The sequence below is a fragment of the Sphingomonas oleivorans genome (assembly GCF_003050615.1).
Classification (GTDB): Bacteria; Pseudomonadota; Alphaproteobacteria; order Sphingomonadales; family Sphingomonadaceae; genus Sphingomonas_H; species Sphingomonas_H oleivorans.
In genome coordinates, this window is record NZ_NWBU01000010.1 from 145,323 (window position 1) to 156,637 (window position 11,315).

General features: G+C 67.3%; 9 protein-coding genes. 5 read left to right on the forward strand and 4 right to left on the reverse strand.

Going from position 1 to position 11,315, the window contains the following annotated elements; genetic code table 11:
• Positions 1-194: 194 nt before the first annotated feature.
• Positions 195-1,388 (reverse strand): GGDEF domain-containing protein, encoded by a 1,194-nt coding sequence (locus tag CLG96_RS12075; RefSeq protein WP_107968239.1) that lies wholly within the window; start codon positions 1,386-1,388, stop codon positions 195-197.
• A gap of 425 nt (positions 1,389-1,813) precedes the next feature.
• Between CLG96_RS12075 and proS the strand changes: the two genes are divergently transcribed.
• From proS to CLG96_RS12090, 3 genes are read left to right on the forward strand one after another with little or no spacing between them, the layout of a single operon-like run.
• Entirely contained in the window at positions 1,814-3,136 is a 1,323-nt protein-coding gene (proS, locus tag CLG96_RS12080) for a proline--tRNA ligase (protein WP_107968240.1), read from the forward strand.
• Positions 3,137-3,156: 20 nt separating this feature from the next.
• Complete coding sequence (locus CLG96_RS12085; RefSeq protein ID WP_107968241.1) at positions 3,157-4,407, forward strand: lipoprotein-releasing ABC transporter permease subunit; 1,251 nt, start codon at positions 3,157-3,159, stop codon at positions 4,405-4,407.
• 7 nt (positions 4,408-4,414) lie between these two features.
• A complete protein-coding gene (locus tag CLG96_RS12090) occupies positions 4,415-5,086 on the forward strand; it encodes an ABC transporter ATP-binding protein (RefSeq protein WP_107968709.1) in 672 nt (223 codons plus the stop codon).
• Positions 5,087-5,096: 10 nt separating this feature from the next.
• Here the strand turns inward: CLG96_RS12090 and CLG96_RS12095 are convergent, their stop codons facing one another.
• Positions 5,097-5,423 carry a YnfA family protein gene (locus CLG96_RS12095; RefSeq protein ID WP_107968242.1) on the reverse strand — a complete coding sequence of 109 codons (327 nt, stop codon included), beginning with the start codon at positions 5,421-5,423 and terminating at the stop codon, positions 5,097-5,099.
• Positions 5,424-5,462: 39 nt separating this feature from the next.
• On the opposite strand from CLG96_RS12095, the gene CLG96_RS12100 reads away from it, so the two are divergent.
• Entirely contained in the window at positions 5,463-6,437 is a 975-nt protein-coding gene (locus CLG96_RS12100; RefSeq protein WP_107968243.1) for a cation diffusion facilitator family transporter, read from the forward strand.
• A gap of 36 nt (positions 6,438-6,473) precedes the next feature.
• On the opposite strand, the gene CLG96_RS12105 is transcribed toward CLG96_RS12100, so the two are convergent.
• Complete coding sequence (locus tag CLG96_RS12105) at positions 6,474-7,079, reverse strand: NADPH-dependent FMN reductase (RefSeq protein ID WP_107968244.1); 606 nt, start codon at positions 7,077-7,079, stop codon at positions 6,474-6,476.
• Positions 7,080-7,185: 106 nt separating this feature from the next.
• On the opposite strand from CLG96_RS12105, the gene CLG96_RS12110 reads away from it, so the two are divergent.
• Positions 7,186-9,453 carry a ribonuclease R family protein gene (locus CLG96_RS12110; RefSeq protein ID WP_107968245.1) on the forward strand — a complete coding sequence of 756 codons (2,268 nt, stop codon included), beginning with the start codon at positions 7,186-7,188 and terminating at the stop codon, positions 9,451-9,453.
• 66 nt (positions 9,454-9,519) lie between these two features.
• On the opposite strand, the gene CLG96_RS12115 is transcribed toward CLG96_RS12110, so the two are convergent.
• Entirely contained in the window at positions 9,520-11,175 is a 1,656-nt protein-coding gene (locus CLG96_RS12115) for an ArnT family glycosyltransferase (RefSeq protein ID WP_107968246.1), read from the reverse strand.
• Between the last annotated feature and the right edge of the window lie 140 nt (positions 11,176-11,315).

Below are 11,315 nucleotides of genomic sequence, written 5' to 3' on the forward strand. Positions count from 1 at the left end.
GGGAATTGTTCCTGCCCAGCGAACGCACGCCAACCACCGGATCGGAGGGCGGCGGCGGGATGGGGTCGAGCGGGACGGGCTCGGGCTCCTCGTCGGGCGCGTCGGCGGGGGTTTCGGGTGTCGGGGGATGGCTGGCCATCATCGTCTCCTTGGCCCTTAGGAAACGTATGAGGCCGGAGCCGGTGCCGTGGGCGTCAGGCGACAGCCGGCTCGCCGGGCTGGGGGCATGGCTCGCCGATGCAGGCCATGTTCACGACGCGATTGCGGCCCCGCGCCTTGGCGGCATAGAGGCCGGCATCGGCCCGCGACAGCAGCTCGGCCAGATTTGCATCCGGGCCCGCCTCGGCGATGCCGACGCTGACTGTAGTGGCGATTGCTCGATCGCCGATCTGCACCGATGATTGCGCGAAGGCGTCGCGCACCCGTTCGGCGATGAACCGCGCCTCCCCGGCACCCGCATTGCCGAGTACGAGCACGAATTCCTCGCCCCCGATGCGGCAGAAAAGATCGTCCTGCCGCAACAGCCTGGCCGCCGTCTCGGTGAAATGGACGAGCAGCCGGTTGCCCGCATCATGGCCGTGCGTATCGTTGATGCGCTTGAAATGATCGAGGTCGAACAGCAGCAGCGCGCTGCATCGGCCGAGGCGGCGGTCGCGCGCGAATATGTCCGGGGCCTTCAGGTCGAAGGCGCGGCGGTTGCCGATGCCCGTCAGCGGATCTTCCAGCGCCGCGCGTTCATGGTCGAACGATATGCGCTCGCGCGTCATCGACGCGGCGAGAAAGCTGAAGACCGAGACATAGATGATCGCCTCTATCGCCATCACCGTCCCCCAGAGGCTCGCCGCCGTCTCGATCCAGCGGAGGCCGGGATTGAGCGTCGGCCCCAGGATCAGGCGCAGGACGAAAAAGCCGCCATGCAGCGCGCAGGCGATCGCGGCGGCGCGTTGCGAGCGGAGCTGGGGCAGGGCGCCGCGCCACAATTCGCGTGCGGTGATGAAATTATAGCTGCCCGACAGGATCGATGCCGTCGCCATCCTGATTTCCGGCGGAGGCTCCAGCAGCAGGCATAGGCCGAGCCAGAAGAGCCCGCCCGCCAGCATCGGGACGAGCCTGGCCTCCCGGCCGTTCAGCACGCGCGCCGCCGTGTAGGAGCAGCCCATGCCGAAAAGCATGATGGCATTGGCGAGCACGCGGCCGAGCATGGTGGATTTGGCCGGCCATCCCAGCAGCAATATGAAGCCCAGCGCCGCGATCAGAAATGCCGCGCCCCACCAGCCGAGCGCCGGAATCTGCCGCCGCTGCCGCCGCCACAGCAGCAGCATCTGCACGCCCACCGCGCACAGCACGAGGATGAGGGCGGTAATCAAGGTAAGCGGATCGAACGCCATCACAGCTCGTTCTGGTCGGCCTATGCCGGAACCATGCCGGGATAAGCCGAATTATTGGTTAACGCCGGATACGATACGCGATGGTGGCTTTGGAAAAAAACAAACGCCCGGGCCGTTTTTCCAGCCCGGGCGCCTGCGTGACGATCGCTCGTCAGCCCCCTTTGTTTTTTGGCCCGGCCCGCACGCTGCGCCGCCTCCCTTTCCCCCAACGGCGCGCGGGGCCTGAGCCTCCCTGAACCATGGCCTTGGGCCTATGTTTCGTAGAGATGCGTAGCCCTCGCGGGGCCGCTTGTCATCGGCGTTCAAGGCCGCGCTGCGCGAAAGTCGGGCGCTGTGCCTTCAGCGCAACAGCCCTGTCGCGGTTGCCCCTTGGCGACGGGACGCCTACTAGGCTTGCCGACAAAAGTTCGGATCCCCGGAGCACCATGCGTCTTTCCCGATATTTCCTGCCCGTCGCCAAGGAATCGCCCGCCGACGCCCAGATCGTCAGCCATAAGCTCATGCTCCGCGCGGGCCTGATCCGGCAGACGGCGGCCGGCATCTATGCCTGGCTACCGCTCGGCCTGCGCGTGCTGAGGAAGATCGAGCAGATCGTGCGCGAGGAGCAGGATCGGGCGGGCGCGGTCGAGCTGCTCATGCCGACGCTCCAGTCCGCCGATCTCTGGCGCGAATCCGGCCGTTACGATGCCTATGGCCCGGAAATGCTCCGCATCCGCGACCGGCATGAGCGCGAGATGCTCTATGGCCCCACCAATGAGGAGATGATCACCGCCATCTTCCGGGATTCGGTCCGGAGCTATCGCGACCTGCCGCGCACGCTCTATCATATTCAGTGGAAGTTCCGCGACGAGGTGCGCCCGCGCTTCGGCGTGATGCGCGGCCGCGAATTTCTGATGAAGGACGCCTATTCCTTCGATCTGGACGAGGCCGGCGCGCGGCTGAGCTATTATACGCAGCTTCTCGCCTATCTGCGCACCTTCCAGCGGCTCGGCGTCAAGGCGGTGCCGATGAAGGCGGCGAGCGGCCCCATTGGCGGCGATCTGAGCCATGAATTCATCGTCCTCGCGCCGACGGGCGAGAGCGAGGTCTTCTACGATTCCGATTTCGATCAGTTCGACTGGCAGCAGTCCGAACTCGATTATGGCAATGAAGCCGATCTCAAGCGCCTGTTCGATCAGGTGAGCGGCATGTACGCCGCCACCGACGAGACGCATGAGCCCGCGCGCTGGGATGCGGTGCCGGAAATGCGGCGGCGCCAGGGGCGCGGCATCGAGGTCGGCCATATCTTCTTCTTCGGCACCAAATATTCGGCCGCCATGGGAATGAGCGTGCAGGGTCCGGACGGCCAGCCCGTCGTGCCGCAAATGGGCAGCTACGGCATCGGCGTCTCGCGCCTGATGGGTGCGATCATCGAGGCGAGCCATGATGCGAACGGCATCATCTGGCCGGAGGCGGTGGCGCCCTACAAGGTCGGCCTCATCAACATGCGCGCGGACGATGCCAAATGCGCGGCTGCTGCCGACGACCTCTATGCGAAGCTCAATGCCGCGGGCGTCGAGACGCTCTATGACGATCGCGACGAACGGGGCGGGGCGAAATTCGCGACGATGGACCTGATCGGCCTGCCCTGGCAGATCGTTATCGGCCCCAAGGGGCTCGAGCGCGGCGTCGTCGAGCTCAAGAACCGCGCGAGCGGCGAGAAGGTCGAGCTTTCGATCGATGATGCGCTGGCGAGGCTGGCCGGCTGATCGCCTGAAGGGCTGCTGCGATGATCCTCTCCCGCTACGAACGCATGATCGCCCGGCGCTATTTGCTGCCGGGCAAGGGGGAGGGGTTCATCTTCCTCGTCGCCTCGATCAGCCTGTTCGCGGTGATGCTGGGCGTCGCCGCGCTGATCGTGGTGATGAGCGTGATGAACGGTTTCCGCGCGGAGCTGTTCGACAAGTTTGTCGGGCTGAACGGCCATGCCGTGGTGCAGGGCTATGGCGGGCGCCTGCCCGACTGGCAGGCGATCGTGGCGGAGGCGAAGCGCACGCCGGGCGTGACCGAGGCCACTCCGCTGATCGAGCAGCCGCTGATGGCGAGCTATGACGGCCGCGTCGAAGGCGTGCTGGTGCGCGGCATGCGCGTGGAGGACATACGCGGCAATCGGATCATCCGCGACAAGGTGGTCGCCGGACGGCTGGCGGAGCTGGTGCCGGGATCGGAGAATGTCGCGATCGGCGCGCGGCTTGCCGAGGCGCTGGGCGTCACGGTCGGCGGCCAGATCAGCCTGATCAGCCCGCAGGGGCAGACGACGCCCTTCGGCACGGTGCCGCGCATCGTGAGCTATCGGGTCGCCGCCATCTTCGAGGTCGGCCTTTATGACTATGACAAGGCGTTCATCATCCTGCCGCTCCAGGATGCGCAGACCTTGCTGATGATGGGCGATTCGGTCGGCATGGTCGAGGTGCAGACGGTGGATGCGGACAAGGTCGGCCAGATATTGGCGCCGCTCGTGCCGCGCATCTCCGGCCAGGGCGAGGTGCGCGACTGGCGATCGATGAACGCCTCGCTGTTCGAGGCGCTGGCGGTCGAGCGCGTGTCGATGTTCGTCGTGCTTTCGATCATCATCCTCGTCGCGGTGTTCAACATCCTCTCCTCGCTCATCATGCTGGTGCGTTCCAAGACGCGGGACATCGCGATATTGCGGACAATGGGCGCGACGCGCGCGGGCCTCATCAAGGTGTTCATGACGGTGGGCGTCACGATCGGCGCGCTGGGCACGGTCGCGGGGCTGCTGCTCGGCTTCGTGCTGCTCTTCTTCCGCCAGCCGGTGATCAATTTCGTCCAGATCGTGACCGGCCAGAATCTGTGGGATCCGTCGATCCGCTTCCTGACCGAGCTCCCCGCCAAGACCGATCCGATCGAGGTGGCGGCGATCGTCGCCATGGCGCTCGGCCTGTCCTTCCTCGCCACCCTCTATCCCGCCTTCAAGGCGGCGAGCACCGATCCGGTGCAGGTGCTGCGCTATGAATAAGGCGCCCGTGCCCGACGTGCTCGCCGTTACCGGCCTGCGCCGTGCCTTCCGCCAGGGCGATGCGACGATCGAGGTGCTGCGCGGCGTGAACCTTCGCATTAGCGCGGGCGAGATCGTGGCGCTGCTCGGCCCCTCCGGCTCGGGCAAGTCGACATTGCTCCAGGCGGTCGGCCTGCTCGAGGGCGGCTTCGAGGGATCGATCCGCATCGCGGGCGAGGAAGCCGCGAAGCTCGATAATGACGGGCGTACGCGCGTACGCCGCGACGCGCTCGGCTTCGTCTATCAATTCCATCATCTTCTGCCCGATTTCGACGCGGCCGAGAATGTCGTCCTGCCGCAGCTCATTCGCGGCGCGGGCGCGGCCGATGCGCGCGCGCGTGCCACGCGCCTGCTCACCGCGCTCGGCCTCGGCCATCGGCTGACGCATCGGCCGAGCCAGCTTTCGGGCGGCGAGCAGCAGCGCGTGGCCGTCGCCCGCGCGCTCGCCAATCGGCCGGCGCTGGTGCTGGCGGACGAGCCCACCGGCAATCTGGACGAGGCGACGGCGGAGGTGGTGCTTGCCGAATTCCTGCGCCTGGTGCGCGGCGAGGGATCGGCGGCACTGATCGCGACGCATAATGAGCGGCTGGCGGCGAAGATGGACCGGGTGGTGCGCCTGTCCGAAGGCGTGCTCGTCTGATCCGGCGGCCTCAGCCGCGTGGTGCGAACAGGATGATGGCCGCGCCCGCGAGGCTGAGCCCCACGCCGGCGGCATCCCAGCGGTCCGGCCGCACGCCCTCCACTGTCCATAGCCAGAGCAGCGAGGCGGCGATATAGACCCCGCCATAGGCGGCGAATGCGCGGCCGGCGGCGCTGGCCGGGCTCCAGCTCAGCGTCCAGGCGAAGAGCGCGAGCGCAGCACCACCGGGCAGCAGCCACCAGATTGGCTTGCCGAGCCGGGTCCATCCCCAGAAGGCGAAGCAGCCGGCGATTTCCGCGAAGGCGGCGATGGCGTAGACGAGGAAGGATCGGATCATCGGCGCCACGCTGGCGTCCGATGGCCGCGAAGGCAAGAAATGGGGGACAGAGTGAACGATCATTCCCACGGGCATGGCCATTCGCATGGCCACCATCATGGCCATCACCACCATCATCACGGCCATGCTCACGGTCACGGCCATAATCATGCGCCCACGGGCTTCGGCCGCGCCTTCGCGCTCGGGATCGGCTTCAATCTCGCCTTCGTGATCGTCGAGGCGGTCTATGGCTTCCTCGCCAACTCGGTCGCATTGCTGGCGGACGCGGGGCATAATCTATCGGACGTGCTGGGCCTCGTCATCGCCTGGGTCGCCTATGCGCTGTCCCGCCGGGCGCCGAGCACGCGCTTCACTTATGGTTTGCGCAGTTCCTCGATCCTGGCCGCGCTGTTCAATGCCCTGTTCCTGATCCTCGCCTGCGGCGGAATCACGCTGGAGGCGATCCAGCGTTTCGGCGCACCGGCCGAGGTGCAGGGCCGGACGGTGATCTTCGTCGCAGCGCTCGGCATCGCGATCAATCTCGGCACGGCGCTGCTCTTCGCGCGCGGGCGGCGGGGCGACATCAATATTCGCGGCGCCTTCCTCCACATGGCGGCGGATGCGCTCGTCTCGGCGGGCGTCGTGCTGGCGGGGCTGGCGACGCTGTGGACGGGCGCCAAATGGATCGATCCGGCGACCAGTCTCGCCATCGTCGCGGTGATCCTGCTTGGCACATGGGGCCTGTTCCGCGAATCTCTGGCCATGTCCTTGCAGGGCGTGCCGCCGGGCATCGACCCGGCACAAGTGACGGCGCATCTCGGCACCCTGCCCGGTGTAGTGGACGTCCACCATGTCCATATCTGGCCGATGAGCACCACCGAGACCGCGCTCACCGCCCATCTGCTGATGCCCGCCGGCTTTCCCGGCGACCGTTTCCTGGAGGAAGCCGCGCACGGGCTGGAGACGCGCTTCCGCATCAGCCATGCGACCTTGCAGGTGGAAACGGGCCAGGATTGCCCGGTGGGCGACTGCTGAAGCCTTCCGTCGCAGGGGCGACGGGAAGAACAGCCCTCAGCTCGCGCCCGTCTCCGTCACGCTCGGATCGCTGAGCCGCAGCCGGGCGAACTGCACCACCTGCCGCCCGACCAGGTCAAGCTGCGCGGCGGCGGCGGGATCATCGCACGTCCCGTCATGGAAGATGCGGCCCGACGTGTTGATCGCGGCGCCCAGTGGCGTCGGCCAGCCGCGCAGCGCATGGACGATCGAGCGCAGCGTGGCGAGCGTGCTGCCCGTCGCCTGCCAGCCATAGGCGGTCGCGATCAGGCCCACCGGCACGCCGTCCAGATAGACGCGCTCGTCCTTCGCCGTCTCCTCCACATAGTCGATCGCATTCTTGACCATGCCGGAGATCGAGCCGTGATAGCCGGGGCTGGCGATGATCACCCCGTCCGCCTGGCGGATCGCGGAGACGAGCGCGCGGCCTTCCTCCGATTCGTTCCAGCCGGGGGTGAGATAATGGGGCAGCGCCGCGAGCACCTCCCCACCGAACAGCTTCACCTCCGCGCCCGCCCGTTCGGCGGCCGCGAGCGCCAGCGTCAATGCCTGCTCGGTCGACGAACCGGATGTCGCCGTGCCGCCGATGCCGACGATGAAGGGCTTGGCCGCGCTGTCCGTCATCACATGCTCTCTTCCGGGGATGGGAGGGAGGCGCTTGCCACAGGCCGCGCGTCACCCGCAACGAAGATCGGGGTGACGTTCGCCAACATCGCCTTTATCTAAGCGAATGCCTCGCAAAAATGCCCCCGGCCTGCCGAGCCGCCAGCAGATCCTCGATTTCATCACCAGCAGCGACACGCCCGCTGGAAAGCGGGAGATTGCTCGCGCCTTTGGCCTGCACGGCGCGGACAAGATCGCGCTCAAGGCGCTGTTGAAGGACATGGCGGACGAGGGGCTGATCGATTCGGCCCCCGGCCGCGCCTTCCACAAAATGGGCGGCGTGCCCAAGGTGACGGTGCTGCGCATCGTCGACATCGCGGACGACGGCCAGGCGCTCGCCACGCCGGAAAGCTGGCATTCGGACAATCCCCCGCCGAAGCTGCGCGTGATGGAGCGCAGCCGGCGCGGCAGCGCGCTCGGCGTGGGCGACCGCATTCTCGCGCGCACCGAGGAGGCCGGGCGCGGCTGGATCGCGCATCCGATGAAGCGGCTCGCGCGCGGCGAGGAACTGGTGCTCGGCATCCTCCATCAGGAAGGTGACCGGCTATGGCTGAAGCCCGTCGACAAGCGCGAGAAGCGCGACCTGATGGTGTCCGACGCGGGCGGGGCAGGGCCGGGCGATCTCGTCCTCGCCGAAAAGGCCGGCCGGCCGCCGCGCATCACCGCGCGGATCAGCGAACGGCTCGGCGATCCCTTCCAGCCGCGCAGCTTCAGCCTGATCGCGATCCACAAATTCGGCATTCCCGACCGCTTTTCGGAGGATATGCTGGAGGAAGCGGAGACCTTCGCCCGGCTGGAGCTGGGCGAGGGGCGGGAGGATCTTCGTCACCTGCCCATCGTCGCGATCGATCCGGCCGATGCGCGCGACCATGACGATGCCGTCTGGGCCGCGCCCGACGAGGATCCCGCCAATGCCGGCGGCTATCGCGCGATCGTCGCCATTGCGGACGTCAGCTTCTATGTCCGCCCCACGAGCCAGCTCGACCGCGAGGCGCGGAAGCGCGGCAACAGCGTCTATTTCCCCGATCGCGTCGTGCCGATGCTGCCCGAGGCGCTTTCCGCCGACATATGCTCGCTCAAGCAGGGCGAGGACCGGGCGGCGATGGCCTGCCACCTCACAATCTCGAAGGACGGCAAGCTCACCGGCTGGCGTTTCACCCGCGCGCTCGTCCGCATCGCTGCCAATATCGCCTATGAGGATGCGCAGGCCGCGATCGACGGCACGCTCGAACATCCGCTTGCCGATGTGGCGCTGAAACCCCTCTGGGCCTGCTGGGGTGTGCTTTCGAAGGCGCGCGATGCCCGCGCGCCGCTCGATCTCGACCTGCCCGAGCGGCGCGTGGTGCTGGACGAGAAGGGCCGCATTCTCTCCGTTGCCCCGCGCGAGCGGCTCGACGCGCATCGGCTGATCGAGGATTATATGATCGCCGCCAATGTCGCCGCCGCGAAAGCACTGGAGGCGAAGAAGGCGCCCATAATGTACCGCGTCCACGAGCCGCCGAGCCGCGACAAGCTCGTCGCGCTCAAGGATTATCTCAAGACGTTCGGGATCGAATTCGCGCTGGGGCAGGTCGTCCGCCCCGTCACCTTCAACCAGATATTGGGCCGGCTCGGCGACAGCGACGATCGGCCGCGCATCATGGAGCAGGTGCTGCGCACTCAGACCCAGGCCTATTATGCGCCCGCGAACGAGGGCCATTTCGGCCTCGCGCTCGCGAGCTATGCCCATTTCACCAGCCCGATCCGCCGCTATGCCGATCTGCTTGTCCATCGCGCGCTGGTCGCCGCCTACGGGCTCGATCTCGGCAAGCCGGTGGTGAAGGGCGCGAAAGGCGGACCGAAGGCGCCGCCCGTGACCGCGCTCAGCGCCGACGATGCCGCCAACATGCCGCGCCTGGGCGAGACGATCAGCCAGGCCGAGCGCCGCGCGATGGAGGCGGAGCGCGAGACGATCGACCGCTATGTCGCCGCCTATCTCGCCACCCATGTCGGCGACGTGCTCGACACGCGGATCACGGGCGTCAAGAATTTCGGCTTCTTCGCGACGGTGGAGGGGCTGGGCGGTGACGGCCTCGTCCCCGTCTCGACGCTCGGCGCCGAACATTTCCGCTATGACGAGGCGAGCCAATCGCTGATCGGCGAGCAGTCGGGCGACGTCTACGCCCCCGGCCAGAAGCTCCGGCTCCGCCTCGCCGAAGCCAATCCGATCACGGGCAGCCTGCTCTTCGAACTCCCCGAAGGCGCCAACCACATGCCGATGCGGCGCGGCGGCAAGGGCCGTCGGATCATGGGCCGCCGGGGCCGGCCGCCGGGGATAAGGCATAAGGGACGGTGAGGGACGGAAGGCCAATCGCGCCGATTACACGGTGGGAAAGGCCGCCTTCATCCAACAATCCCTCGCTTAGGTCGGTCCCGTTGGAGCGCATCCAGTGCAATTAAATCCTTGCCCCTGCGAAGGCCCGCAACCGGCACCAGGTTTCGCGTCGGCTTTCCGGGCTCGGACGTAAAGCTCCGCTTCGCTGCCGGGATAACGCAGCAGGCGATAGCCATGCGCCTGCGCATAGCGGCGCAACGGTGTATCAAGCCCGATGCGGTCGATATGATGGTGGCTTTCCAGGCCCGTGATGATCGCCGCCGGCGCCGCGCAGTCGAGCCGCTGCGCCACTCCGCTCGGGCTTGTCATGACGAGTCCCAACTGTCGCTCCCGATCGATCCTGTCGCCGGTGCGATAGGCGAAGGGGCCGGTCGCGAATTCGGGCATGAGCGGCAGGCCGCTGTCGATCATCAGATGGGGCGAGAGGGTGGCGATAGGCCCCCCGGCGCCGGTAGCGTGCACTTCGCGTCCGATCCAATGCGCCTGCCGGCTGAGCGTCAATATGTTCCATTCGCCGCTCGAAGCGGCATGGCCCAGATATTTTGCGTGTTTCAAGCTCCCCACGACCGCGAGGATCAGTGCCAGCGTCGTCCCTATCCGCCGCATATTTCCCTTCGGAAGGGGCACCAGCGCCGCCCGCGCGAAGAGCGGCGCCAGCATCGGCAGGAAATATTGCCGCCAGGTGGGTGTCGGCATCAGGCCGGCGATCAGCCCGGCGATCGTCAGCACTTCCAGGAAGCGGAGCGCCGGAGGCGTCGCGCGGCCCTGCGCCTGTCTCCGATACATGTCGCCGACGACCAGCAGCAGCGCCAGCAGCGCCGGCCCTCGGGCAAGCACCAGGAGGCTGTCCAGCGCCTTCGCCGTCGGCAGCAGCCGGTCGCCTGCGCCATTCAGCGCATACCATTCGAAAGGCGCCGTCGCTCCATATTCGAGCACGCCATAGAGAAAACCGGACGGCGCGGCGGTGAATGCCGTCATCGTCGGCAGCAGCCCCGCCAGGCCGCCGATGGCGAAGCCCGCAAAGGCGCGCCAGGAGACGGGATCGCGACGCTCCACCCACCAGCGGCAGAGCAGGAAGGCGCCGGTCGCCGCCGCCGGTATCGCATAGCTGAGCTTGGTGCTCGTCGCGGCGCCGAGCGCCAGCCCCGCAAGCGCCCATAATATATAGCCGTCGCCACGCCCGCGCAGCGCCGCCACGCCCGCGACCATGGCCACGCCCGCGAACAGAGCGGGGAGCATGTCGTTGCGCACCACGCCCGCCGAGAAGAGGAAGATATGGCAGCAGGCCATTGCGAGCGCGCCCAGCCGGGCTGCCGAAGCGCTGGCGCCGGCAAATATTGCCGTGGAATAGAGCGCGAGCATCAGCAGCGCGCCCGCCGTCGCGGTCGCCAGCCGCAGGACGAGCAGGTTCCAGCCCTCGACCAATCCCACCAGCGGCGCCGTCAGATAGGGCTGGAGCGGCGTTTGCAGATAGAGGAAGTCGATGAAGGGATGGCCGCTCTTCGTGAGCAGCGCCGCGGCAAGATACTGATCTTCGTCATGGTTGATCGGCGTCGCCACCGCGAGGATCAGCAGGATCACCCAGCCGGCGCCCAGCCATCCGACGGCGATCCGATGTCTCGCCCTGCGAGCAGCTAGCGTGACTGGGGCGGCATGGGGCCAGGATGCGGCATGATCGTTCATTCGGGCAGCGTCTCGGAATAAGCCGTTCCTGCCTAGCGCCACTCGATGCAAAACCCGATCCGCGTCATGTGCCTCATCGCAACCACGTCTCCTTCCGTCGCGGATTTCCGGGCGTCACCGCAAAGGCGGCGCCCGGAACC